The 25691-nt window shown below is 63.3% G+C and carries 23 protein-coding genes and 1 tRNA gene; 13 read left to right on the forward strand and 11 right to left on the reverse strand.

The genetic code is table 11. From position 1 onward, the window contains the following. Positions 1-3: 3 nt before the first annotated feature. The 6 genes from AC07PU_RS28660 (at position 4) to AC07PU_RS28685 (ending at position 7640) form a co-directional block, all read left to right on the forward strand. Entirely contained in the window at positions 4-609 is a 606-nt protein-coding gene (locus tag AC07PU_RS28660) for a sugar transferase (protein WP_495321763.1), read from the forward strand. Beyond that, positions 606-1268 (forward strand): acetyltransferase, encoded by a 663-nt coding sequence (locus AC07PU_RS28665; RefSeq protein WP_495321764.1) that lies wholly within the window; start codon positions 606-608, stop codon positions 1266-1268. The genes AC07PU_RS28660 and AC07PU_RS28665 overlap by 4 nt, the downstream gene beginning before the upstream one ends. Before the next feature lie 6 nt (positions 1269-1274). After that, positions 1275-2465, forward strand: coding sequence for a DegT/DnrJ/EryC1/StrS family aminotransferase (locus AC07PU_RS28670; protein WP_495321765.1), 1191 nt, complete (start codon positions 1275-1277; stop codon positions 2463-2465). A gap of 269 nt (positions 2466-2734) precedes the next feature. After that, entirely contained in the window at positions 2735-3169 is a 435-nt protein-coding gene (locus tag AC07PU_RS28675) for a low molecular weight protein-tyrosine-phosphatase (protein ID WP_495321766.1), read from the forward strand. Next, the gene (locus AC07PU_RS28680; RefSeq protein WP_495321767.1) at positions 3166-5418 is read left to right on the forward strand and encodes a polysaccharide biosynthesis tyrosine autokinase; all 2253 of its coding nucleotides are present in this window, start codon (positions 3166-3168) and stop codon (positions 5416-5418) included. Before AC07PU_RS28675 ends, AC07PU_RS28680 begins: the two co-directional genes overlap by 4 nt. Before the next feature lie 212 nt (positions 5419-5630). Further along, positions 5631-7640: a polysaccharide biosynthesis protein gene (locus AC07PU_RS28685; protein WP_495321769.1), complete on the forward strand. Its 2010-nt coding sequence runs from the start codon at positions 5631-5633 to the stop codon at positions 7638-7640. Between the two features lie 165 nt (positions 7641-7805). Here AC07PU_RS28685 and AC07PU_RS28690 read toward each other — a convergent pair whose 3' ends face one another. From AC07PU_RS28690 to AC07PU_RS28700, 3 genes are all read right to left on the reverse strand, one after another. Next, entirely contained in the window at positions 7806-10922 is a 3117-nt protein-coding gene (locus tag AC07PU_RS28690) for a YjbH domain-containing protein (protein ID WP_495321770.1), read from the reverse strand. Continuing rightward, entirely contained in the window at positions 10919-11548 is a 630-nt protein-coding gene (locus tag AC07PU_RS28695; RefSeq protein WP_495321772.1) for a YjbF family lipoprotein, read from the reverse strand. The genes AC07PU_RS28690 and AC07PU_RS28695 overlap by 4 nt, the downstream gene beginning before the upstream one ends. Positions 11549-11682: 134 nt before the next feature. Beyond that, the gene (locus tag AC07PU_RS28700; RefSeq protein ID WP_495321773.1) at positions 11683-11943 is read right to left on the reverse strand and encodes a hypothetical protein; all 261 of its coding nucleotides are present in this window, start codon (positions 11941-11943) and stop codon (positions 11683-11685) included. 392 nt (positions 11944-12335) lie between these two features. Here AC07PU_RS28700 and AC07PU_RS28705 point away from each other — a divergent pair, with 392 nt between their 5' ends. The 7 genes from AC07PU_RS28705 (at position 12336) to AC07PU_RS28735 (ending at position 17756) form a co-directional block, all read left to right on the forward strand. Further along, positions 12336-13061: a response regulator transcription factor gene (locus AC07PU_RS28705; protein ID WP_256222900.1), complete on the forward strand. Its 726-nt coding sequence runs from the start codon at positions 12336-12338 to the stop codon at positions 13059-13061. A 224-nt stretch (positions 13062-13285) separates the two neighbouring features. Then, the gene (gene petA, locus AC07PU_RS28710; RefSeq protein WP_093351864.1) at positions 13286-13903 is read left to right on the forward strand and encodes a ubiquinol-cytochrome c reductase iron-sulfur subunit; all 618 of its coding nucleotides are present in this window, start codon (positions 13286-13288) and stop codon (positions 13901-13903) included. Positions 13904-13917: 14 nt separating this feature from the next. Then, positions 13918-15354, forward strand: a complete 1437-nt coding sequence (locus AC07PU_RS28715) for a cytochrome b (protein ID WP_208511608.1) — start codon at positions 13918-13920, stop codon at positions 15352-15354. A 29-nt stretch (positions 15355-15383) separates the two neighbouring features. Continuing rightward, positions 15384-16160 (forward strand): cytochrome c1, encoded by a 777-nt coding sequence (locus tag AC07PU_RS28720; RefSeq protein WP_203204672.1) that lies wholly within the window; start codon positions 15384-15386, stop codon positions 16158-16160. A gap of 95 nt (positions 16161-16255) precedes the next feature. Continuing rightward, complete coding sequence (locus AC07PU_RS28725; RefSeq protein WP_057596959.1) at positions 16256-16867, forward strand: glutathione S-transferase N-terminal domain-containing protein; 612 nt, start codon at positions 16256-16258, stop codon at positions 16865-16867. Between the two features lie 141 nt (positions 16868-17008). Further along, positions 17009-17599: a ClpXP protease specificity-enhancing factor gene (locus AC07PU_RS28730; protein WP_495321774.1), complete on the forward strand. Its 591-nt coding sequence runs from the start codon at positions 17009-17011 to the stop codon at positions 17597-17599. An 81-nt stretch (positions 17600-17680) separates the two neighbouring features. Continuing rightward, positions 17681-17756, forward strand: a tRNA-Thr gene (locus tag AC07PU_RS28735). A gap of 30 nt (positions 17757-17786) precedes the next feature. Here the strand turns inward: AC07PU_RS28735 and AC07PU_RS28740 are convergent. The 8 genes from AC07PU_RS28740 to AC07PU_RS28775 form a co-directional block, all read right to left on the reverse strand. Beyond that, positions 17787-18116, reverse strand: coding sequence for a hypothetical protein (locus tag AC07PU_RS28740; RefSeq protein ID WP_093351860.1), 330 nt, complete (start codon positions 18114-18116; stop codon positions 17787-17789). 30 nt (positions 18117-18146) lie between these two features. Then, positions 18147-18551 carry a hypothetical protein gene (locus AC07PU_RS28745; protein ID WP_495321775.1) on the reverse strand — a complete coding sequence of 135 codons (405 nt, stop codon included), beginning with the start codon at positions 18549-18551 and terminating at the stop codon, positions 18147-18149. Between the two features lie 37 nt (positions 18552-18588). Beyond that, entirely contained in the window at positions 18589-20049 is a 1461-nt protein-coding gene (locus AC07PU_RS28750; protein WP_495321776.1) for a hypothetical protein, read from the reverse strand. Then, positions 20049-20282 carry a hypothetical protein gene (locus AC07PU_RS28755; protein ID WP_495321777.1) on the reverse strand — a complete coding sequence of 78 codons (234 nt, stop codon included), beginning with the start codon at positions 20280-20282 and terminating at the stop codon, positions 20049-20051. The genes AC07PU_RS28750 and AC07PU_RS28755 overlap by 1 nt, the downstream gene beginning before the upstream one ends. After that, positions 20282-21604 (reverse strand): hypothetical protein, encoded by a 1323-nt coding sequence (locus AC07PU_RS28760; RefSeq protein WP_495321778.1) that lies wholly within the window; start codon positions 21602-21604, stop codon positions 20282-20284. The genes AC07PU_RS28755 and AC07PU_RS28760 overlap by 1 nt, the downstream gene beginning before the upstream one ends. A 2-nt stretch (positions 21605-21606) precedes the next feature. Then, entirely contained in the window at positions 21607-23265 is a 1659-nt protein-coding gene (locus tag AC07PU_RS28765) for an LVIVD repeat-containing protein (RefSeq protein WP_495321779.1), read from the reverse strand. 175 nt (positions 23266-23440) lie between these two features. Further along, positions 23441-23884, reverse strand: a complete 444-nt coding sequence (locus tag AC07PU_RS28770) for a hypothetical protein (RefSeq protein WP_495321780.1) — start codon at positions 23882-23884, stop codon at positions 23441-23443. 89 nt (positions 23885-23973) lie between these two features. Further along, positions 23974-25626 (reverse strand): LVIVD repeat-containing protein, encoded by a 1653-nt coding sequence (locus tag AC07PU_RS28775; protein WP_495321781.1) that lies wholly within the window; start codon positions 25624-25626, stop codon positions 23974-23976. Positions 25627-25691: the final 65 nt, after the last annotated feature.

The raw sequence follows: 25691 nt of genomic DNA on the forward strand, positions 1-25691 counted from the left end.
GAAATGAAGCGCATTTTCGACATCGTGCTTGCCTGCTTGGCATTGCTGCTCCTTAGCCTTCCGCTGTTGTTTTTGACGTGGCAGGTGCGCCGCAAGCTGGGTAACCCTGCGTTCTTTCGCCAGAGGCGACCGGGTCTGGGTGGGCGGCCGTTCAACATGATCAAATTCCGCACGATGACCGATGCGCGTGGCGCTCGTGGCGAACTGTTGCCCGATGCGGACCGTTTGACGCCGTTCGGCCGTTTTCTGCGTGCCAGCAGTCTTGACGAGCTACCCGAGCTTTGGAACGTGCTCAAGGGAGACATGAGCCTGGTTGGCCCGCGTCCGTTGCTGATGGATTACCTGCCGCTTTATTCCGCCGAGCAATCGCGTCGTCATGAGGTGCGGCCCGGCATCACGGGCTGGGCCCAGATCAATGGACGCAATGCATTGAGTTGGGAGGAGAAATTCAAGCTCGACGTCTGGTACGTCGAGAACTGGTCGCTCTGGCTCGACATCAAGATTCTGTGGCTCACTGTCCGTAAGGTGCTGGTGCGTGATGGCATCAGTGCGGCAGGTGACGCCACGATGCCGCGCTTTACGGGATCGCAGTTGGAGCGCGAACAATGAGCTTGCCATTGTTTGCTGTGTTCGGAGCCAGTGGCTGTGGTCGCGGAGTGATGCCCTTTGCTCGCGCGCAACTGGCGCGCGAAGGCATTCCGGCAACGCAATTGGTCTTCGTGGACGACCAGCCCGACGCCCTGACCGTCAATGGCCATCGCGTGTTGCGTTATGAAGAATTCTTACGGGCCGAGGCAAGTACAAGGCAGATCGTGATTGCTATCGCGAACAGCAAGGTTCGTGAAAAACTGGCTGACCGCTGCGCGGTCGACGGTGTACAGCCTTGGACAATTCAAGCCGCCAATGTAGTGGTCATGGACGATGTTTTGCTGGGCGAGGGGGCTGCTCTCAGCCCGTTCGTCACGCTTACCTCCAACATTCGCATCGGCAAGCATTTTCACGCCAACCTTTACAGCTATGTAGAGCACGATTGTGTGATCGGCGATTTCGTTACTTTTGCCCCTGGGGCCAAGTGCAATGGGAATGTGCATATCGAGGACCACGCCTACATCGGCGCTGGAGCCGTCATCAAGCAGGGCACGCCGGGCCACCCCCTCGTAATTGGTCGAGGTGCCCTGGTCGGCATGGGCGCGGTGGTCACGCGCAATGTGCCACCCGGCATTACCGTGGCCGGAAACCCGGCCAAACCCTTTTTCAAAAAAGGCTGAACTGTTGTGTTGAATACTCCTTTTTCCCCCTGGCCCAGCTTCACCGCAGAGGAGGCCGATGCGGTGCGGAACGTGCTGCTTTCCAATAAGGTGAATTATTGGACCGGGCAAGAGTGCCGTACCTTCGAGAAGGAATTCGCGGCATGGGCGGGCACTTCGCATGCGCTGGCGCTAGCCAATGGCACGTTGGCCCTGGATGTGATCCTCAAGGGCATGGGCATCGGGCCGGGCGACGAGGTGATCGTCACGCCGCGTACCTTCATCGCCAGCGTGTCTTGTGTGGTGAATGCTGGGGCGACACCGGTATTCGCGGATGTCGATGCGGTCAGTGGAAACCTCTCGCCGGAAACCATCGCCCAGGTCGTCACACCACGTACCAAGGCCGTGATCTGCGTGCATCTCGCTGGCTGGCCCTGCGATATGGATCCGATCATGACGCTGGCGAGCAGGCATGGCTTCAAGGTTATCGAAGACTGCGCCCAGGCGCACGGTGCGCGCTACAAGGGGCGTTCGGTCGGATCCATCGGGCATGCGAGTGCTTGGTCCTTCTGCCAAGACAAGATCATGACTACGGGCGGCGAAGGTGGCATGGTCACTACCAATGATGAGCCGTTGTGGCGTGCCATGTGGGAGTACAAGGATCATGGTAAGAGTTTTGAGGCTGTGTACGAGCGCAAGCATCCGCCCGGTTTTCGATGGGTGCACGAAAGCTTTGGTACCAATTGGCGCATGCTTGAGATACAGGCCGTCATCGGTCGCATCCAGCTGCAGCGGATGAAGGAATGGACGGCTATTCGTACGCGTCATGCAAAGGCTTTGTGGGTAGCGGCTCGCCCTCATGCTGCGGTCCGTGTTCCCGATTTCGCGAGTCACGACGACGTCGCCGCGAGCGTTCATGCGCACTACAAGTGCTATATGTATGTGCAACCAGAACGGTTGGCGGAGGGCTGGACCCGTGATCGCATCATCGACATCATCCAAGGTAACGGGGTTCCTTGTTATCAGGGATCCTGTTCCGAGGTGTATCTGGAGCGTGCGTTCGATGGCACCAGTTGGCGCCCGCTGCAGCCACTGCCTGTCGCACGTGTACTCGGCGAAACAAGCCTGATGTTTCTGGTGCATCCAACGTTGACGTCCCTCGAGATCGACAAGAGCTGCAGTGTCATCTCTCAAGTGCTGGCGGAGGCGACGGGTTGAGCGGCATGGTCGACGTATGGATCGCGGGCAACTACTGCTGTCCTCGTTCTGCAATGTTCATCTCATGGGGCGCGCTTGTTATGTGGGCGACAATGGCGCAGTTCGTCGGGAGTCGTGGCGTGCATGCGAAGCGTCTTGGTCATCTTGGTTTTTTTGATATCCGTGCATGGCAGTGATCAGCCAAAATCTAAAAAAAGGGAAGAAATTACTATGAATAAAAATCTGATGCGACTGTTGGCCATCTTCAATTCAGCGGGTTATCGGGCGACATGAAATCCGTATTAGTTGTGTGCATTGGAAATATCTGCCGTAGCCCAATGGGCGAGGCGTTGATTGCTGCTGCCTTGCCACATTTGAGTGTGTCGTCTGCCGGTGTCGGTGCGCTCGTAGGTCAGTCGGCGGATCCTTTGGCGCGTGCCTTGATGGCTGAACGCGGCCTTGATATCGAGTCCCACCGGGCGCGCCAACTGACTAGCAATATGTGTCAAGAGGCTGACTTGATTTTGGTTATGGACGAAGATCAGCGTTTGCATATCAATCAGCGTCATCCGTTCACTCGCGGCAAATTGTTCCGTCTGGGCGAGGCGGCCCGTGTAGACATTCCCGACCCTTATCGCTTAGGTCGAACGGCCTTTGACCAAGCTCTGCAACTCATTGATGCTGGTGCGGCCGCCTGGGCCGAGCGCATAAAAAAACTTTCATGAACGCCTTTGCTACTTCATCCGCATCATCTGCTAGCGTTGCGGTGCCTTCGCATGACGACGACGTAATTCGGTTGTCGGAGTATTTGGATATCTTGATTGACCGTAAGTGGCTCGTCGCAGTCATCGCAGGTGTTGCAGTCGCTTTTGGGATGGCATACGCACTGCTTTCGACGCCAGTCTATCAATCAAATCTTTTGATTCAGGTTGAGGACTCTGCGCCGGACGCGAAGAACTTTCTTGGCGATACTGCCAATTTGTTCGATGTGAAGACGCCAGCGACCGGTGAAATTCAGATTATTCGGTCGCGAATGATTATGGGTGGTGCAGTCGAAGCCACACGGCTGTACATAAACGCGCGCCCGCGATATATACCATTCATCGGGGAGTGGCTTGCGCGGCGTGCCAAGGGGATCTCTGAACCTGGATTCCTCGGGATGAATGGATATGTTTCTGGCAAAGAGGCTATAAGCATTGCAAAATTTGACGTGCCCGTGGCGTTTGAGGATCAATCTCCTTTTACAATTACGGTGGGGGGCGATAATCAATACACTCTCGCGCATCCTGATCTAGATGAGCCAATAGTTGGAAGCGTCGGTAAGGTGTTAACCCAGAAATTGCCCGCAGGGGCTCTCGTGCTGATGGTGTCTCAGCTCGATGGAAAGCCTGGGGCGCAGTTTCTTGTATCGCGGGCTTCTGTGCTCGCCACGACAGAGGATTTACAAAAGCGCGTACAGCTCAATGAACAGGGAAAGCAATCCAATGTGATAAGTGTGACGTTGGAAGACAGCGATCGTGATCGACTACGCCGTATTCTCGATGAAATTGGAGCGCAGTACGTGCGCCAAAATGTAGACCGCAAGGCTGCGGAAGCAGAGAAGACTCTTCAATTCCTTGATAGGCAATTGCCCGATTTCAAAAAGCAACTTGAAAACTCGGAGGATATTTACGCGGAATTTCGTAATAAAAATGGAACTATTGCATTTGATGAAGAGGCCAAGGCAATTCTTGGTCAAGCTGTCCAGCTACAAACAAAGCTACTTGAGTCGGAACAGCTTCGTCGCGATCTTCTTTCCCGCTTCACGGAAGCAAATCCGAAAGTTCGTGTCATCGATGGCCAAATAGCGGCTTTTCGTCATGAGCTCGACGGCGTCGACCGTCGGGTGAGCGCAATGCCAGTGCTTCAGCGCGACGCCTTGCGTCTCGAGAGAGATGTGCGCGTAAATGGGGAGCTCTACAAATCTCTTCTCAATAGCTCCCTTCAACTGCGTCTCGTAAAAGAGGGAAAGGTGGGAAATGTTCGCGTGCTTGATAAAGCGATTGAACCCAGGAGGCCCGTAAAACCACAGCAGTCGCTTATTGTCGCGTTGTCATTGCTGTTGGGTCTATTGTCTGGGATTGCATTAGCAATTGCTCGAAGCAAGATGGCCAGCGGCATTCATAACCCGCAAGAGATTGAAGATCGTCTCGGGTTGAGCGTTTTTTCGGTAGTGCCTCAAGCGGTTGAGCAGGATGCGCTGCTACAGCTCATTGCAACTGGTGCTGGTGGTGCGCAAGTCCTCGCAGTGACTGCGCCTGAGAGTCTAGCGATCGAGAGCCTGAGAAATTTGCGGATATCTTTGCAGTTAGCAATGTTTGAGTCTGGAAGCAATCGGGTGTTGGTAACAGGTGCAACACCGGGCGTCGGCAAGAGCTTTGTGTCGAGCAACTATGCCGTCATCATGGCTCAGGCTGGGAAGCGTGTGCTCCTTATTGACGCGGACCTGCGTAAAGGCCATATCAATAAGTCCTTTGGCCTTCCACGCCAAGGAGGGCTTGCGGATGTATTGGCCGGCGACATGGCTTTTGATCAGGCCATTCATTCGCAGGTGCTTCCGAATCTCGACGTTCTTACGACGGGACTTTACCCCTTCAATCCCGCCAACATGATGTTGTCGGCCATGCTGGGAGATATTTTGGATGGGGCGGCACAGCGATACGATCTGGTCGTAATCGACAGTCCGCCGGTTCTCGTGGCAGCGGACGCAGCGGCAGTCTCTGCTCATGTCGGGGCAATTTTGCTGGTCGCCAGAGATGGGCTGACGCAAATCGGAGAGCTGAGCGAAAGCGTCAAGCGGTTGGCGCATGCTAACCAGCGTGTCAGCGGGGTGGTGTTCAACGGAATGGATCTCTCACGCAGGCACTATGGTAGCTATGGCTACAAATACGGCGGCTATCGCTATACCGAGTACAAGTACAAACAGGCGGACTAATATTTGGGGACGTAGGTGCTCCCTTGTAGAGAGGGGGACCTACTTTCGAAGGTTGAGTGGTCGAACTTCTTATGTCTTTTGGGGGGTCGCCTACAAACGTAGTAGTTCGTACACTTCATAACAATCAAAGTGTTGAGCGCGGAGAGTGGCTTGAAGCATGAGAGGCACAATTCTTCGCAATGTCCGAGCGCGGCTCGGGTAGGAGTTCTTGCGTGATCAATCGTCTGGCTGAGCAGTTGCTCGGATTGCCTAGGCCTGCCAAACGGTTACTGGCGTTAAGCGTGGACGCACTCGTGTGCGTGCTGTGTGTCTGCTTTGCGTTGAGCCTACGCTTCGAGCAGTGGATGCTTCCTCGCGGATCGCAATGGTGGGCGGGGGCCATGGCGGTGCTGATTGCACTTCCACTGTTTACCGTGTTCGGCTTGTATCGTGCAATTTTTCGCTACGCGGGGGCGCCGGCGGTTTTGGCTATCTTGCGGGCGTGTGCGTTGTTCGGGCTTGCCTACGCTGCGCTTTTCACCGTTGTTGGTGTCAGCACTGTGCCACGCACGGTCGGGTTGGTGGTTCCGCTGTTGCTCTTCATGTGCATTGGCGGGCTGCGCATGCTTGCACGATACTGGCTCGGTGGCATGTACATGAGTGCTGTCCAGCGCAAGTCGTTGCCGCAGGTAGTTATCTATGGCGCCGGCGGTGCGGGGCTGCAACTTGCGGCTGCACTCGCGCAAAGTCGCGACATGCTGGTGCGAGCCTTCATCGATGATGCCAAGCACCTTCACGGCAGCACTCTCAACGGCGTCAGAATTCAGCCGCCGGGCTGGTTGCGAGATAACGCCGCAATGCTCGGAATTTCGGATGTCTTGCTGGCAATGCCCTCCACCAGCAGGGCAAGGCGCGCGGAGATCCTGCATGATCTGTTGCCGCTTCATCTGCACGTGCGCACGCTGCCCGCGCTCGCAGATCTGGCCAATGGCCGCGTGCAGGTTCACGATCTGGTCGAAGTCGATATCGAGGATCTGCTGGGCCGTGATCCTGTCGCGCCGGTCGACGATCTGTTGCACAAGCACATACGGCATCAGGTGGTGCTGGTCACTGGGGCTGGCGGTTCGATCGGCAGCGAACTTTGTCGGCAGATCATCAAGCTAGCGCCATCGAAGCTGCTGTTGGTGGAGCTGACGGAATTCGCGCTTTACGCGATCCATCAAGAATTGGAGGCGATGTGCCCCGATGTCCAAGTGATTCCCCTCCTGGCTTCGGTGCGTGACCCAGCGCGTCTGCGCGAGATCATGCGCACTTGGCGGCCCGATACCGTCTATCACGCGGCTGCCTACAAGCATGTACCGCTCGTGGAACACAACCCCGTCGAAGGGGTGCGAAACAATTCGCTGGGTACGCTCATGGCGGCCCAAGTCGCGATGGAATGCCAGGTTCGCCGATTCGTGCTGGTGAGCACCGACAAGGCGGTGCGGCCGACCAACATCATGGGAGCCAGCAAGCGCTTGGCCGAGCTTGCTCTGCAAGGATTAGCGCAGCAGCCTTCGGGCACCTGCTTTTCGATGGTGCGCTTCGGCAATGTGCTGGGCTCCAGTGGTTCTGTGGTTCCGTTGTTCCGCCGGCAGATCGAGGCTGGTGGTCCGATTACCCTGACGCATGCTGACATCACCCGTTATTTCATGACGATCCCCGAGGCGGCGCAACTGGTGATCCAGGCTGGCGCCATGGCTCAAGGCGGAGACGTCTTCGTTCTCGACATGGGTGAGCCTGTTCGGATCATCGATTTGGCCCGAAGACTGGTGGAGCTTTCGGGGCGAACCGTTCGCGACGAGAGCGCCCCTGACGGAGACATCGAACTTCGCATTACAGGCCTGCGACCAGGTGAAAAGCTTTATGAAGAACTTCTCATCGGGAACAACGCGATGCAGACCAGTCACTCTCGGGTGATGAAGGCCCATGAGCCTTGCCCACCGGCCGAGGAGCTATGGCGGCAGTTCGCAATGTTGGGAGCCATCCTCGATCGCAACGATGTGCCAGCGCTCAAGCACGCGCTGGCGCAGATGCTGCCCGGATACCAGCCGCATGCGGAGGTGGTCGACTGGGTGCATCTAGAAAGGCACTCGGCAAACGCGGTGCTGTTGCGTGACGTCGATGAAGATTCGAACATCGTTGGTGATGAGGTACTGCTGGATAGCTCGACTCGGGTTGCCGGAGCCGTTCTGGTGGCCTGAATCGGATTGCTTGATCCACTCAGGACGACTGACGGCAAGCGACAAGGCCGCCCATTGCATTAGCAATGGGCGGCCTTGTTTCTGATGTGAATACCTTCGAGCACGGTGCGGAGAGGACCACGGTGCTTTGCCTGCTCCTCAGCCTGAGGTAGCACATCTTCCGTCTCAGCGAGCACCCTCGAAGTTCAGAATATTGTCCCCCGCCCGCGCCGGATTGCTCTCCGGCGCCCCGATCGAGAAGGCCTTGGGATCCCTGATCGACGTCATGTCGTACAGCGGATTGATCCGCCCCAGCTTCGCACCACCATCCCGAATGAGCGGCGACCAATTGAAGGCCGCAGTGAACTTGCTCGACTTCGGCAGGAAGGCGTCGAAAGGCACCGCCACGTAGATGCCCTTGTCGAAGCTGCCTTCGCCGAACTCTCGCGAAGACACGTTCGTCTTGGTTGCGTAAGCGCCGAGCACGACGCCGTTGTCGAAGCTTTTGCTGACGTTGAGCGTGACGCCCTTGTCGCCAGCGAGGTACTGGCCCACGCTGACGGTCGCGCGAACGCCGTTCCAGCCCGTGTCCCAGTACAGCGTGGCGTGGCCCGTGTTGACCTTGTAGTCGCGCAGACCGAAGTCCTGGGCGAAGTCGCGCTGGCGCACATGATTGATGTCGATGCCGAAAGCGACACGGCTGCGTGACGGGCGATAGAGCCATTCAGCGCCGACGCCCGCAAACATGGGCTCGAGCGCGCCGCCGTAGACGCTGTAGTACTGATCCTCTGCCAGACGGCCCACATGCGTGAGCTGGAACACCGGCAAGGTGAGCCGCTTCGTCGTGGCGTACTCGCGCTGGAAGGTTCGTACGCGCGGCAGATTGCTGGGCGCCGTATAGCTGAACTTGTCGAAGTTATCGAACATGCGCCAGTTGAGGGCGCCGTTGAACCAGGTGCTGTCGGTGAATCGGTACTCGAGAACTGCTTGAACGCCGATTTGGTAGAGCAGGAAGGCGTCTGGGCCGCCGACGATCTGCGAGGTGCTGGGCGTGATGCCGAAGGTATAGCGTTCGCGCTTGCGTTCCCATGGTGCCATCGGCGGCATGGCCGTTGCAGCTGTGGTGGCGGCGACACCGGTCGGCGAGCCATTCCCCGCATTCTGCGGCGCATTGACGGATGCGCTTGCCGCCGTGGCAGCCACTGCTCGCAGCGGCTGCATGTCTTCGCTGCTGTCCACATTGGGTGCGTATTCGCGCTGGCCGACAGCACGTTTCTCGCTCGGCGTCATTGCCCTGTAGTGCTCGTTGACCCATTCGTCGCGATTGATCACTTGCGCATGCAGCGAGAGCCCGCGTTCGCGGTAGTGGAGCACGAAGTACTTGATTGAAGCCGGCGCGTCGCGATGCAGCAATGCGGTGATGGTCTCGACGCGCGCTTCGCGATAGACCGTCAAGCTTTCGCTGATCCAGACATGCAGCTTGTCGTCTTGCGGGGCGATGCGCTGCACGGTCCATTCGGTGCGGGCCTCGATGTCGGCTGCGGTGGTCGGCCAACCAGGTGGCGACTTGGGCGCCTCGGGCGTGAAACGCGGCAGCGGCGCATCGGCCACTTTGGGAGACTGGAGTTTGGCGAGATTGGTCGAGAGCGACACGCCAAGCATGACCTTGTCGCCACGCTCGAAGCCCAGGGAGAACGACAGTCCGGGCGCGTAGCGGTACTCGAGCCCCACATTGAAAGGGGTGCGCTGGCGCTGGTTGATGCCCGAAGGCTCGTGCTGATAGTCGTTGCCGTCGTACTCGAGCTTCAGGGTCAGCGGGTCCCAAGGGGTGCGCCATTCGACGCCGCCGAAAAGCGCGGCAGGTCCGCGAAAGAAGCTGTTGAAGTTGGCCTGGCCGCCGGTGGTGGCTGTGCTGCCGGGTCGTGTTCTGAAGCGATTACTGATGGCGATCAGCGGATTCTTGATGTTGCCGCTGCTGCCCATGTAGCCCCAGCCGATGCCGAGGCTGAAATCGAAGTCGCCATAGCGTTTGCTGGCGACGAGGTATTCGGACGAGAACAAGCCGGTACCGCCGAAGTCGCGGAATCCGAGAGCGAGCTCCGGCACGTAGGCCGACTCCTTGGCGAGTCGGACCTTGAAATCGATACTCTTGTCCTTGTTCGACTGGCCCGTGGTGCTCGCCGCGTAGGCTTGGTTGCTGATGGAGGTGTAGCGAAAGCCCGCTTCGAACCACTCCAGAGGCTGAAACATGAAGTTCAGCCGCGAGTAGGGATAGACGTTGGTGAGCGAGAGCCGGAAGTCCCCGAGCTCGCCCATGCGGGCCGTGGGCGTTTGGAGCAGGCCGGTTTCGCCCCAGTCGTTCGTGCTGGTTCTGAAGACCTTGGGCGTGGGCACCGGCTCGGGCAGCACGGAGCGCACGGGCGCATAGTGGGCTGCGTCGAGGCCTTTGCGTGCGTCGAGGGATGTGGTCAGCGGCGTGCGCTTGTCGGCGGCGGGCGCCGATGTGACAGCATCGAGCGCCGCGGCATCCAGCACCTGGGGCGACGGTCCCTGGGTCGCCAGAAACTTGATCATCCCCTCCGACGCCGCGACCAGATCCGGCATCGCTCGCGGCGCAGCCCAGATCCAGGATCCAGGCGCGGGTTCGTCCGATGGTTGCGCATTCCAGGGCGCCACAGCGACGCGCGCAGTGCGACCATCGGGCTGCGCCACCCAGGCCCAATCGGCGGCGGGAAGATCGCAGGCCTTGGCATAGTCCCAGGCGCTGCGGCCGGCCTCATGGCGGACATGGCAGAGCTCGCCATTGGGACGCACCACGGCGATGGTCTTCAGTTCTGGCGGACCCGGCACGAATTGCTGGCCGGCCGACAGGACGGGATCCTCCTCGGGATGCGTCTCGAGCCAGCGGGGATCGACGATGCCGAGGGCCACGCGGCCGGTCACGGGCAGGCCTTGCAGCCAGGTGATCAGCGCGAGCCGGTCGACCTGGTTCTCGCGCGGGGCGCGGCGAGCTTCCGCCTCGAGGCGGACCAGCAGAGTGTTCTTCAGGAACTGCTGGGCCAGCCGCTCCTCTGGAACGCGCCACGAAAGCCCCGGAGAGGCCGTCTCCGGCGGCTGCCGCAGCAACCATGTACTGAAGCGTTCGCCAGCGCGAACATCGGCGTCTGAGCGAGGGGCCTGGCCGCTCGACGGCGCCGGATTGGGTTGCTGAGCCCAGGCGCTGCAAGTGACGATCAGCGCGCATGCCGCCGCGATATGACGAGGCCAGTGGGAATGCCGGTGGTGCGGACCTCGCGAGGTCATGTCCCAGCGCTCGCCGGGGCGCCGGCTGCCGGCGTGGGGGGTGTCCAGCGCTCGAAGCTCATACACAGATTGTTGGAGATGCACTGCTCGGAATAGATGACAACAGGTGTGCCTGTCTTGTTCGAGATTCCGAACCGGGCGGCAGGAAGGGAGGCGTTCGCCGGGCGCGAGACGCTGCGCTCCTCATACCACTGCAGCGACTTCGGATCCGTGCCGGCAATCGCGCTGTCGCCGGGTGCCGGTATGGAGATGCGGGTGATTTCGTCGTTGATGCCGAAGCGATAACCGGGCATGACGTCGCGCTCGCGTTCGTAGCGCTGCACGGGGGCGCTGCCGGCGTTCGAAGCTGTGGTAGGCCATGCGGGCCAGTCGGCAATGCGAACCGCGCGCCAGTCCGTGGAAAGCCCGGTGGTGCCGATCAGACGGCCATCCAGCAACCGAATGACTTCGCCGCCGCCGCTGTACCAGACTTCGACAGCGCCCTCGGGTCGCTGATCCAGGTAGCCAAGCACCATGTAAACGGTGCGGCCAGAGATGTTGGCGCGCAGGTAGGCGAAATTGGGGTTGAAAGTCGGCGGCGGGGCCGACGATTGCCCTCTATAGAGGGCGCGTGCTGTATCCAGCATCGCGGAAGAACCGGAAGAACAACCGCCAACGCCCAAAAAAAACGTTGCCAAAAGGCAACATTTTATAAGTCGCGTGGCGATACCGACGCGGGGACTTTTCAGCGAATGCCCTCCGTCAAGGAGGGCTCGCGGCATCAGCGCGTGGTGCCAGTCGTGCCGGTGGTGCCGGTGCCGGGGATCAGGCCGAAGCCGCCGCCCGAATTGCCACCATTGCCGCTGACGGCAGCGACGAACAGAGCCGCGCCTGCACCGGCAGCGATCTTCTCTTCGGTCGTGAAGCTGCCTTGCGCATTGTTGGTGGCATTGGTGCCGCCAGCAGGAGCGGTCTGAGCGAACACAGACGAAACCGCCAGGGCGGACAGAGCGACAGCTGCAAGCAGTTGGTTGGTTTTCATAAGGGATCCTCTCAAAGATTTTTATGCAATCGATTCGAGAGTAGCAGCATTGAAAGTGGGTCGCAACCCGTTTGCACTCGGTTTCTTCTTTGTTACCCGACGCGGTGCGGGTCCGTGAAAAAGGTTACGCATCTGATGTTACGTAGCGACAGGCGTGACGTCGACCGTAACGAGGCCTCCGAAACGCCCGAAATCCACCGTGTTCCGGGGGCGTCCGAGCAAATTCGCCTCAAAAAAGGCCAATGAAATCAACCGCTTAGTTCTCCTGGGTACGGGTTGCTGGCTCCGGCGCCCTGCGCAGGCATCGATCCTGCGTTTGCGTAAACCAACGTTAACTTTTTTCAGACCCGCAACCCAGTTGCCGCACCGGGAGACTCAAGGTGGAAATTCTGTTGGAAAAGACCGACGCCAGCGTGATGGCGAGGAATTCGAAGTTCCAGAGCGTGCTGATCGTCCATGACGATCTTCAGGTGACCGAACGTCTGCGCAGCGTGGTGTCGGTGCTCGAGCCCAGGGCCCGCGTGCTGGTCGCCCGCTCGTGTGCCCAGGCTCGCGAGATCCTGGCGCGCAGTTCCTGCTCGCTGGCGCTGGTCGGCATGGACCTGCCCGAGGACGGCGGTGTCTCGACGATCCTGCATCTGCGCGAAGCGCATCCGCACATGGAGCGCATCGCCGTCTCGGCCCTGCCCGATACGCAGCGCGTGCGCGCCGCGGTCTCGGCCGGTGTGGCGGGCTATCTGCTCACCGATGCGCTCGACACCGAGCTGGTCTTCCTGCTGCGCTCGCTCGAGCGCGGCGGTGCGGCCATGGACCCCCGCGTCGCGCGCTGCGTGCTCGAGCGCATGTTCGGCACCGCGCGCCGCGCGCCGGCCAGCAGCAGCACGCAGGTGCCGTCGGCCGCCGCCGAAACCGAAGCGCCGAAGTCGGTGCTCTCGGTCAGCGAGCTCAAGGTGCTGAACCTGATCGCGCAGGGCTGGAGCAATCGCCAGATCGCCGAGGCCTTCTACCTCTCGATCAACACGATCGAGTTCCACGCCAAGAGCATCTACCGCAAGCTCGCGGTCAAGTCGCGCACGCAAGCCGTTCGCGAAGCGATGCAGCACGGCCTGCTGAACTGAATCTCCCCTCGTGAAGCGCCCGCGGTCCCAAGCCGCGGGCGCTTTCGCGCGCGCTCGTTCCGTCCATCGACGAAGCGTCGATGACACGCGGACGGCGCCCCGCCGATGTCGGATCGGAGCGTCATTCGCGCGACCGCGCGGTCTTGCAACCGTTGAATTCGCACGTTGCGCCCCGCTACAATCGTCGGTTGACCCTGCTCCAGCGAAGAAGATAGAGGATCCCCATGAGTGACATGACCGCCGGCTCCCCCCGGATCGACACAAGCAAGCGGACCTGGTTGATCGCGTCCGGCTGTGCCGGTGCAGTGGGAGGCGTGGCCACCGCGATTCCCTTTGTCAGCACGTTCCAGCCCTCCGAAAAGGCCAAGGCCGCCGGCGCTGCCGTCGAGGTCGACATCTCCGGCCTGAAGGTCGGCGAGAAAGTCACCGTCGAGTGGCGCGGCAAGCCGGTCTGGATCCTCAAGCGCTCCCCGGAGCAGATCGCCGAGCTGCCGAAGCTCGATGCGCAGCTCGCGGACCCGCAGTCCAAGCGTCATCCCGACGAGTTCACGCCCAAGTACGCCCAGAACGAGCACCGCTCGATCAAGCCCGACGTGCTGGTCGTGGTCGGCATCTGCACCCACCTCGGCTGCTCGCCGGTGGACCGCCTGCAGTCCGGCCCGCAGCCCTCGCTGCCCAACGACTGGGAAGGCGGCTTCCTCTGCCCTTGCCACGGTTCCACGTTCGACCTGGCCGGCCGCGTCTTCAAGAACAAGCCCGCGCCCGACAACCTGCCTGTGCCGCCGCACATGTACCTGTCGGACACCAAGCTCCTGATCGGTGAAGACTCCAAGAAGGCCTGAGGCAGAAGAAGAACATGGCTGAATTCCACGAAATCTCCCCCAACGCCCCGGCCAGCGCCAAGCTGTTGAACTGGGTCGACAACCGTTTTCCGCTGACCAAGCTCTGGAACGATCAGTGGGGCAAGTACTACGCGCCGAAGAACTTCAACTTCTGGTACATCTTCGGCTCGCTGGCGATGCTGGTCCTCGTGATCCAGATCGTCACCGGCATCTTCCTCGTCATGCACTACAAGCCCGACGCGAACCAGGCGTTCGCATCGGTCGAGTACATCATGCGCGACGTGCCATGGGGCTGGCTGATCCGCTACATCCACTCGACGGGCGCGTCAGCGTTCTTCGTGGTGGTCTACCTGCACATGTTCCGCGGCCTCATGTACGGCAGCTACCGCAAGCCGCGCGAGCTGATCTGGGTGTTCGGCTGCGCGATCTTCCTGTGCCTGATGGCCGAAGCCTTCATGGGCTACCTGCTGCCCTGGGGCCAGATGTCCTACTGGGGCGCCCAGGTGATCGTGAACCTGTTCGCCGCCATCCCGTTCATCGGTCCTGACCTGGCCCTGCTGATCCGCGGCGACTACGTGGTGAGCGACGCCACGCTCAACCGCTTCTTCAGCTTCCACGTGATCGCCGTGCCGCTGGTGCTGCTCGGCCTGGTGGTGGCCCACCTGATCGCGCTGCACGAAGTGGGTTCGAACAACCCCGACGGCATCGAGATCAAGGCCAAGCGCGGTCCCGACGGCCATCCGCTCGACGGCATCCCGTCGCACCCGTACTACACGGTGCACGACATCTTCGGCGTGGTGGTGTTCCTCACGATCTTCTCGGCGGTGATCTTCTTCGCCCCCGAAGCCGGCGGCTACTTCCTGGAGTACAACAACTTCATCCCGGCCGATTCGCTGAAGACGCCGAACCACATCGCGCCGGTCTGGTACTTCACGCCGTTCTATTCGATGCTGCGTGCGACCACCGACGACATGGTCAACGTGTTCGCGCTGATCATCGGCGCGGCCGCGATCTGGAACTTCGTCAAGGGCAAGTCGGGCGTGGCGCTCAAGGTCGCGATCATCGTCGTGGCCGCCGTGGCGATCTTCCTGCTCAAGACCTTCGACGCCAAGTTCTGGGGCGTGGTCGTGATGGGCGGCTCGGTCATCATCCTGTTCTTCCTGCCGTGGCTCGACCACAGCGAAGTCAAGTCGATCCGCTACCGTCCGGGCTGGCACAAGTACGTGTACGGCGTGTTCGTCTTCTTCTTCCTGATCCTGGGCTACCTTGGCATCCAGCCGCCCGGCGTCTGGGGCAACCTCGTGATAGGCTCGTTCGCGCTCGACATCGCGCAGACCATCTCGCAGATCGGCACGCTGTTCTATTTCGGTTTCTTCCTGCTGATGCCGTGGTGGAGCCGCAAGGGCGAGTTCAAGACCGTGCCCGACCGCGTGACCTTCGCCGCCCATTGAAAAGCGCAAGACAGCTCGAGAGACACACGATGAAGAAAAGCATTTCCGGCTGGCTCGCGGCCCTGGGCTTGGCACTGGGCCTGACCTTCTCCGCAGCCGCTTCGGCCGAATCCGGCGGCCTCGCCTGGGACAAGGCCCCGAACAAGACGAACGACGTGGCCGCGCTGCAGAACGGCGCCAAGCTGTTCGTCAACTACTGCCTCAACTGCCACTCGGCCGCCTTCATGCGCTTCAACCGCCTGCAGGACATCGGCATCAGCGAGCAGCAGATCAAGGACAACCTTCTGTTCACGACCGAGAAGGTCGGCGAGACCATGAAGGCCAACATCGACGCGCGCCAGGCCAAGGAATGGTTCGGCACCACGCCGCCCGACCTGACGCTGGTGGCACGCTCGCGCGCCGGCCACGGCGGCACCGGTGCGGACTACCTCTACACCTACCTGCGCACCTACTACCGCGACGACACCAAGGCGACCGGCTGGAACAACCTCGCATTCCCGAGCGTGGCCATGCCCAATCCGCTGTGGGAGCTCCAGGGCGAGCGCCGTCCGATCCACGCCAAGGTCGAGCAGCATGGCCACGAGGCCGATGTGTTCACCGGCAAGTGGGAACAGGTCACGCCCGGCACCATGACCCCGCTGCAGTTCGACACCGCCGTGGGCGACCTGGTGAGCTACATGCAGTGGATGGCCGAGCCCGCGCAGAACACGCGCATCCGCATCGGTGTCTGGGTGCTGCTGTTCCTGTCGATGTCGGTGATTTTCGTGTGGCGACTGAACGCCTCGTATTGGAAAGACGTCAAGTAGTTCCATCCTTGCCGACCGGAGCGTCAAGTGCGCCGGTCCCGTGGAGTGGGTTGCCAACGCAACCCACTCTTTTTGATTTTTAGGAGTCTTTCGCCATGATGGTGCTGTATTCAGGTACGACCTGCCCCTTTTCCCACCGCTGCCGCTTCGTGCTGTTCGAGAAGGGCATGGACTTCGAGATCCGCGATGTCGATCTCTACAACAAGCCTGAAGACATCAGCGTGATGAACCCGTACGGCCAGGTCCCGATCCTGGTCGAGCGCGACCTGATCCTGTACGAGTCGAACATCATCAACGAGTACATCGACGAGCGCTTCCCGCATCCGCAGCTGATGCCCGGCGACCCGGTCGACCGCGCGCGCGTGCGCCTGTTCCTACTCAACTTCGAGAAGGAACTGTTCGTGCACGTGTCCACGCTCGAGAACCGCACCGCCAAGGGCAACGAGAAGGCGCTCGAAAAGGCACGCTCGCACATCCGCGACCGCCTCACGCAGCTCGCGCCCGTGTTCCTCAAGAACAAGTACATGCTGGGCGACAACTTCTCCATGCTCGACGTGGCCATTGCGCCGCTGCTGTGGCGCCTCGACTACTATGGCATCGACCTCAGCAAGAACGCCGCGCCGCTGCTGAAGTACGCCGAACGCATCTTCTCGCGCCCGGCCTACATCGAAGCGCTGACTCCTTCCGAAAAGGTCATGCGCAAGTAACAGGCTCTCCCCCAGGCTTCGCGCACTTCGTGTCGCTTCGCCAACCCCCTTCCGGGGGCAACACCTGCGGCCCGGCCAAGCCGGTTCCGCGGTGTTTCGCGAAAAGTCCGACGTTTGCGATTGCACGGTAGAAAATTTTTCATGATCAACGCGCTCGAGTCGTCTTCCACCCGCCCGTACCTCATCCGGGCGCTGTACGAATGGTGCACCGACAACGGGTTCACGCCCTATGTCGCCGTGCAGGTCGACGACACCGTCCAGGTGCCGCGCGAGTACGTGAAGAATGGTGAGATCGTGTTGAACATCAGTTTCGACGCGACCAGCTCGCTCAAGCTCGGCAACGACTTCATCGAGTTCAAGGCCCGTTTCGCGGGCACGGCGCGCGAGATCAGCGTGCCCGTGGGCCGCGTGATCGCGATCTATGCGCGCGAGAACGGCCAGGGCATGGCCTTTCCCGCACCGCCTCCCGCGGCCGACACCGGCATGGGACTCGACTCGCCAGCCGCCACGGGCGTGCCGGCGCCGGCGAGCCCGGTGCGTTCGGCGCTGCGCGATGCCTCGCGCGGCGGCAGCGAGAGCGAGGCCAACCGGGTCGTGCACCTGGTGACGGCCGACGATGCGGGCAGCGACGTGACCGACATCGGCGATGGCCCCGAGGCCGACCCGACCGACGAACCGCCGCGCCCTCCAGCCGGCGGCGGCGCACGGCCTTCGCTCAAGCGCGTCAAGTAACCGGCCCAGGCCTGCACGACGCGCCCGTTTCCGGACCCTGGTGGGCACCCCACTAGAATCCGCTGCAGATTTTTCTTTTCGGCCGCTTTAGCTCAGTTGGTAGAGCACCCGCCTTGTAAGCGGAAGGTCGTCCGTTCGATTCGGACAAGCGGCACCAAACACCCCCTCCAGTCCGGCGCCGGCCCGCTCAGCGCTTGGGCTGTTCGCGCAGCCGCAGCACGAAGGTCTTCGCGCTCGGCACGAGGAAGAAGCGCCTTGCCTGCCAGCGCGCCTGCCGATGCGCCTCGAGCCAGGCGGCCGCGTGCTCCAGTTCCGGTCCCTGCAGATTCGCGGCGCCTTCGCGCTGCAGCCGGGTCCAGGCCTTGAAGCACTGGACCACCCGCGCCGAGGTGCCGAGTTGCGACTCGAGCTGGATGCGATAGGTGAAGCCGGCCACCATCGTGTCCTGTACGGTGACTTCCTCTCCCTGCACTTCGATGACATAGGGGCGCTCGCCGCCCACCGTTTCGACCGTCATGGGGGCCGAGTATGCCAACACGCCGTGGCGTCACGGCCGAATCTCGAGAATGGCCACTTCGCGGTGGCTCTGGTCGTCGCCATGCAGGTGCAGCGGATAGCGCCCGGCATGCAGCGCCGCGAGGCGCAGCGTGGCGGTCTGGCCCGCGGCCACGGGCACCATCTCCTGCATGTAGCCGTGGATCATCAGCTGGCCGGCCTGCGCCGAGCTCACGGCGATCGAGACGATGTCGCCGCGCGTGACGGGCAGCACCGGCAGCGGCGTGCCCTCGGCCTCGGCGGCCGCGCCGATCCGCACCTCGAACTGCGTGCCGGTGCGCGAAGGGGCCGCGGCGGACGTGGCCGGGTCGGTCGACGGCCGCGCCGCGAGATAGCCGAGCGCCATCAGCGCGACGATGGCGAAGCCGCCGAAGGCGTAGACCAGTGAAGATTTCATGGGCGGATCCAGGGGGAAATGAAAAAGGACGCGGCGCCTATCCCGCCAGCGGCAGCGAAAGAATCCACAGCCCCACGGCCGTCAGCGCGACCATCAGCAGCAGCATCGGCACCTGGCTCGCGAGCGCGCGGCCCGTGTGGCGGAAGATCCGCAGCGCTTCCGCATGGGCCAGCACCACGCTGGCGATGTGCCCGGCCAGGATCAGCCCGACCTGGGTGTGCCAGACGATGTTGAGATCGATGATGCGCGGCGGCATCGCGGCGCGTGCCGTGCCGAACAGGTTCCAGCCCCGCCCCAGCGGATCGGACAGCAGCGGCAGCAGCTGCGCGCCCTGGGACCACAGCATCGTGTAGTAGTGCGTCGCGTGGTAGACGAAGGCGATCGGCACCAGCGTGAGCGCGAAGCGGCAGGCCAGCTCGCGCGTGGAGAGCTCGGAGGCCGCCACGCGCCGCGTGAGCGCGAGGAAGAACAGGTAGACGCCGTGATAGGCCCAGGGCGAGAGGCACAGCGCCAGCCATTGCCAGCCATGGAACAGGCTGGCCGCGGTCGCATAGGGCTGCGCGCTGTGGGCCTTCACGACCGGCTCGACCAGCGGATAGAGGGTCTTCCAGAACAGCCGGCTCCAGGGCCAGGTCTCGTGCGCGCCGTCGTAGGCGGTCGACGAGAGCATGAACAGGATGAACAGCACCAGGCTCACATGCGTCGGATGGCGCTCGAGCAGCCCCGACAGCGGCAGGCGCCAGCGCAGCGCCACGCCGCGGCAGCCGGCGCGCCGCCAGGCGATCGGTGCCATGCGGCCCACGAGCGAAAGAAACAACCCGAAGAACTCGCCATGCCGGAACCAGGCCGCGCTGCCGAAGAGCCAGGCCATCGCCACGGTCAGCAGCGTGTAGGCGGTGAGCATCAGCGCCAGTTGCCGCGGCGTGCTGTGGCCGAACAGCTCGATCCAGATGAAGGCGATGTAGAGCGCCAGCGCCGGGTAGTAGGCGAGCCACGCGGGATAGGCGATGCGTCCGCCGAAGCGCATGCCGCAACGCGCGCGCAGCAGTTCGCAGAGCGCGCGCCACGGGTTGCAGAACACGAACAGGTCGCCGACGACCGCGGTGGCATAGGTCAGGCCCAGCACGAACACGATCCAGAACAGGGTCATGTTGAGGTTGCGGAAGGGGTTGTCGGTGCCGAGGAAGCCGCAGGCGATGGTGAGCACGAGCAGGGCCACCGACAGGGTGCGCAGGCCATGCACGACGAAAGCCGGGACGAAGACATGCGTGCCCACGCGGCGCGCGTTCGGCGAGGTATCGCTCCGCGCGGGCGGCACGGCCGCGAAGATCCCCACGATCACGAACGACAGCACCAGCGCCGCGGTCGCGCCATAGGCATACATCCAGAACGGCACCGGCAGCGTGTACTGCACGCCGAAGGAATGGGCGCATGCGAGGCCCGGCACGGTCGCGGCGGCGAGAAGAAGGGTGGGGCGCCAGCGGACGAGCGAACGCATCAGCGAGAAGCCTTCCGCGGGTCGGCAACGCGGGCTACGGCCGACAAGGCCAGGGGCGGTGCCTCCGCCCCGGGCACATGGCAGACCTGCGTCTCCACCAGGTAGAGAAAGCGCGCATCGCGGTCCGCGCGCTCCAGCCCGAGCGCGAGCAGGCCCGCCAGCGCGGCCCATCCAACGATCAGCATCAGCGCGACCGCATGCCGGCCGATCCATTGCACCGCATCCATCGTCATCAGTGGTCCCTCACGCCCTGCAGCGATACCACCGACCAACGCCCCGCGCGGCGCTGCGCGACCAGCAGCAGCTCGTCGTAGGGCGCGTGCCGCAGCTTCGCGATCGCGAGCATCCGGGCCTCGCCGTCCGCGAGCGCGGGCAGCGGCCGCACGATGTAGGGCAGCAGCGGCGGCGCATAGGACTCGATCGCCATCAGCGGGAAGAAGGCATCGGCCAGCCGCGGATAGCGCGCGTAGGCGGCGCGGTCGCGCGCGAGCGCATCGACGCGCTGCAGCTGCGCGCGCGTGAGCGCGGACGGCGCATGCGCGAGCGCGGCCGCGGCGCCGTGATCGTGCAGGCGCCACAGGCGCAGCCGCGCCGCGAGATCGCGCTGCGCGGGCGTGCCTTCGCCCTTGGCCAGGCCCAGCGCGGCGGCAGGGTCGCCGTCGCCGAGCCAGGCCGCGAAGAAGTCGTCGAAGAAGCGGCGCACCTCCTCGGGCACGCCATGCTGCGTGGAGGCCGCCGCCTGCAGCCGCGGCAGCCGGCGTCCGGACCAGGTCGCGGTCCAGGGCTGCGCGCCATCGGGCAGGCTGATGCCTTCGAGAAAGCCCGTGTCCTCCATGCCGTGCTCGCGGAACCACGCGGCCTTCGCCGCCTTGGTGGACGCCGTCACGAAGCCACCGAGTTGTGCCTCGACGCGCGGCCAGTCGGCAGCCACGCGCGCTGCGTCCGCGATCGGTGGATAGCGCTGCAGCCATTCGAAGCTCGCGCGCGCCATCGCGAGCGCGGCGGCCGGGCGCGCCGCGGTGAGGTCGGCGCGATGGGCCTGCTCGCCACCCGTTGACACGGTCATCGACGGCAGGTCGCAGGGCAGTCCCGCGATGGCGGGCGCGCCGATCCCGGCCGCGTCCGTCCCTTCATGGGCCGATGCATCCTGCAGCGGATGCAGCGCCTCGCCGAACTTGAGCAGCAGCAATCCCGCCTTCGGCCCCGCATCGCGCAGCAGCGTGCGCAGTGCCTCGGTCGAAGCCTCGCCGCCGCCGGGGGCGTGCAGGCGCCGCGCCGCGCGTGCCGCCTCCGCGCGGCCCTCGGCATCGGCGCCGGTGCAGGCGTACTCGGTCACGAGCAGCATGGTCTCCATCGCACCGAAGTCCACGCGCTGGTTGCCGGTCGCGATCGCATCGGCCTGCGGCGCGCTGAAGCCCGCCTGCACCGCGAGCCAGCGCGTGAGGCCGAAATGCACGTCGGCTTCCCAGGCGGCGGCGTTGAAGGGCAGGGCGCTCGCCAGCATGGCGGCGGCGGCCGTCCATGCGCGCAGATGTCGATCCAGTGTTCGCGTCATCGTCAGTTCTGTAGCGTGGAAGGCGTGCTCTGCGCAAAGGGCCAGGTGTTCTGGGCGAACTTCAGCATCAGCAGGCCGTTGTCCTGGCACATGGTCGTCAAGAGGCCGCGCTCGAAGTCGAAGTCCGCGCGCGAGGCGCACCAGTCGGGGCTGGCGACACCGGCCGCGCGCGGTTGGAGGTGGTTGGAGCCCGCGGGTGTGGTCGTCGTCCCCGCGGGGTTGAAGTACGCGATCTCCTTGGGCCGCGCGGGATTGCGGATATCGAACACGCGCATGCCCGAGTTGAAGTGCGAGCAGGCCAGCGCCGTGCCGTTGCTGCGGTTGTCGACCGAGCAGTAGTGGCTGCCGTAGGTGAAGGTCGACAGGCCCGCGATATCGGGCAGCAGCTTGTCGCAGTTGGCGGGATCGTGCGTCTCGAGCATCAGCTTCGACACCAGCAGGGGCTTGGTCTCGTCGCTGATGTCGTAGATGCGCGCCATCGGATAGGGAGGAAGCTTCGCCTCGCAGGCCAGCTTGACGTTGGCGGTCTCGCTCAGGCCCGCCGAGCCGCCTTCGTCGACCATCACCAGGTGCGGCTTGCCTGCGATGGTCACGGGAATGGTGTGCTGCGCCACGCTGCCGTCCTTGAAGGTGGTGGCCGAGATCACTTTCATCTGCGCATCGGGCAGGCGCGCCTGCACCTCGGAGGTGTCGAGGATCAGGAAGCCGTTGCGCGTCTGCGCATCGGGATCGAGCACCTCGCCGGGCTGGGGGGCGCCGACCGACACCACGTATGCGCGCTTGCCGTCCTCGCTCACCGACAAGCCGTGCGAGGTCACCGGGCCCGAGGGCGCCATGTCGAAGGAGGCCACCATGCGCGGCCGGGTCGAGCTCGTGATGTCGACCGCGTGGTAGCGCCGGGCCACGATGTCGCCGATGTAGTAGGTCAGTCCGTCGGGCGAGACATTGCCCTCGTGTCCCTTCGGGCCCTGGGCCGGTTGGATGCCGCCGTCCTTGCCGGTGCCCACCTCCATGTTCGCGAGCAACTGCGGCGTGCGGCAGTCGGCCGAGAGGTCGTAGACATCGATCTCCGGGCCGCCGAGGCGACTGTTGCGGCCATTGCCGGCCAGCAGCAACTGGCGCCGCGCATTCACGCGCAGCGATTCCCAGGGATCGAGCATCGCGGCCGTGGCGAGCGACATCGAGCGCCAGGGCCTCGCCGGGTCTGTGATGTCGATCACCGGCACGCCTGGGTTCACGCGCCCGCGCGGTTTGCCATCGAAGCCCACGGGGTACGCGGTCGCGTGGTAGGCGCAGGTGCGCCCGCCGGGATCGCGAAACGAGGCCGAAGACCAGCTGCCGCCTTCGCCCTCGAACTGGCCCACCAGCTTCAGGTTGCACGAGAAGCCCTTGAACCCGGCCTGCCGCATCGCTGCGGGCACCTGGCCTTGCAAGGCCGATTCGGGAACGTCGCCCTCGGCGCACACGGCTTTCGGCACCGTGAGCGGTGGCGGCACTTCGGCGACCGGTGGTGGTGCCGGCGGCTCGCCGATGCCCGTGGGCAGTGACGGTGGCGGCGCAAACGCCAGCACCGCCGTGCCGCCGTCCCCACCTCCGCAGGCTGCGAGGAATGCCGTGGCCACGACGGTGGCGACGGCAGGAAGTCGTCCCTGGAATCTCATGGTTTGTCTCCTTCGATGAGCCGGGCACTGCGTCTTCGAATGCGCATGAATTGGGAATCGCGCCCGGTTCCAGGGGAGTCTTGAGATCGGCACTTACTGCACTCTTACTGCGATAGCGAGCAGGAATAAGGGATGACGATGATGTTTCGGATTATTTGTTATTGAATTACTAGCATTAATTAATGCGCGATATGTCTCGACGCTCATCCCCGGCAGGCGCCGGGTCGATCCTGAAGTAACAGCCATACGCGGCCCCCGTGGCCTGGTCGTGGAGAAACAAGGTCGCACCGGTGTGCCCGCTGCAGCTGCCCGTCTCGACCACGAAGCGCACCGGCGTGTAGTGCTCGGGCGAATCCTCGAAGTGGATGACGTCGCCGGCCAGCCTGTAGCGGCCGAACGGCACCGGCTCGGCGTGCGAAGGCGTGGCCCGGAACAGACGCCCGTCGCGCCTGTAGTCGTACACGACCCACTCGCCGTTGTCCTTCGTTCTTTTCCAGCGGCCGACGATGCCCGGGTCGTCGGCCGCACTGGCCGATGTGGCGATCGAGAAGAGAAAGGGAATGGATGCAAGGAGGGCAAGGCGCGCTTTCTTCATGTCTGCAATGGAAGAGTCGAACAACGACTCATTGTCCATTGCGGAGAAATGCAATCACGAATGCGCGTGGCATTGCAATTCATCGAATTGCAATGGCCGCGCGCCATCCGTCGTCAGTTCTGCAAGGTCGAAGGCGTGCTTTGCGAGAAGGGCCAGGTGTTCTTCGCGAACTTCAACACCAGCAGCCCGTTGTCCTGGCACATGGTCGTGAGCAGGCCGCGATCGAAATCGAAGTCCGCGCGCGACGCGCACCAGTCGGGCCCGCCGCTGCCGGCCACCGACAGCTGGCTGTGGAAGGAACCGGCGCGCGGCACGGTCGCGCCCGCGGGGTTGTAGTAGGCGATCTCCTTGGGCCGCGCGGGTTCGCGGATGTCGAACACGCGCACGCCCGAGTTGAAATACGAGCAGGCCAGCGCGGTGCCGTTGCTGCGGTTGTCGACCGAGCAGTAGTGGCTGCCGTAGGTGAAGGTCGACAGGCCCGCGATGTCGGGCAGCACCTTGTCGCAGTTGGCGGGATCGTGGGTCTCGAGCATCAGCTTCGACACCAGCACCGGCTTCTTCTCGTCGCTGATGTCGTAGATGCGCGCCATCGGGTAGGGCGCCATCTTCGCCTCGCAGGCCAGCTTGACGTTGGCCGTGTCACTCAGGCCCGCGGCACCGCCTTCGTCGACCATCACCAGATGGGGCTTGCCGCCGATGGTCACGGGAATGGTGTGCTGCGCCACGCTGCCGTCCTTGAAGGTGGTGGCCGAGATCACCTTCATCTGCGCATTGGGCACGCGCGCCTGTACCTCGGAGGTGTCGAGGATCAGGAAGCCGTTGCGCGTTTTCGCGTCGGGGTCCAGGAACTCGCTGGCCGTCGGGATGTTTGTCGACACCACGTAGGCGCGCTTGCCGTCCTCGCTGACCGAGAGCCCGTGCGTGCCGCCGAGGTCCACACTCTTCATGTCGAACGAAGCCACCATGCGCGGCTTGGTCGAGTTCGTGATGTCGACGGCGTGGTAGCGGCTGGTCGCGATGTCGCCGATGTAGTAGGTCAGCCCGTCGGGCGACACATTGCCTTCGTGCCCCTTGGGGCTTTCGGGCGGCACGATGCCGCCGTCCTTGCCCGTGCCCACCTCCATGCTCGCGAGCAGCTGTGGCGTGCGGCAGTCGGCGGACAGGTCGTAGATGTCGATCTCCGCGCCGCCGAAGCCGGCGAAGACGCTGCCGTTGTTGCCGTTGTCGGCCAGCAGCAGCTGGCGCCGCGCGTTCACGCGCAGCGATTCCCATGGATCGAGCATCGCGGGCGTGGTGAGCGACATGCTGCGCCAGGGCTTGGCCGGGTCGGTGATGTCGATCACCGGCACGCCGGGGTTCACGCGCCCGCGCGGTTTGCCATCGAAGCCCACGGGGTATGCGGTCGCGTGGTACGCACAGGTGCGCCCACCGGGATCGCGGAACGACGCCGCCGACCAGTTGCCGCCTTCGCCCTCGAACTGGCCCACCAACTGCAGGTTGCACGAGAAGCCCTTGAAGCCCTGGCGCATCGCCGCCGGCACCTGGCCCTGCAGGGCCGATTCGGGCGTGCCGCCTTCGGTGCAGACGGCCTTCGCGACCGTGAGCGGCGGCGGACCCGCGGGTGGCGGCGGTGGCGCGGGCGGCTCGGCCACGCTGCTGGGCGGCGGCAGGATGGGCAGCACCGCGCCCCCGCCGCTGCCGCCACCGCATGCCATGAGAAGTGCCGTCGCCGAGGCGGCGGCGCCGATGAGTCTTGCGCGTTTCATTCCTGCGTGTCTCCGTTGTTGTGATCCACGCACCGTTCGCGCGGCGCAGGCCGCCGCGCTTCGTT

The sequence above is a fragment of the Variovorax sp. GW821-FHT10D07 genome (genome assembly GCF_059415325.1).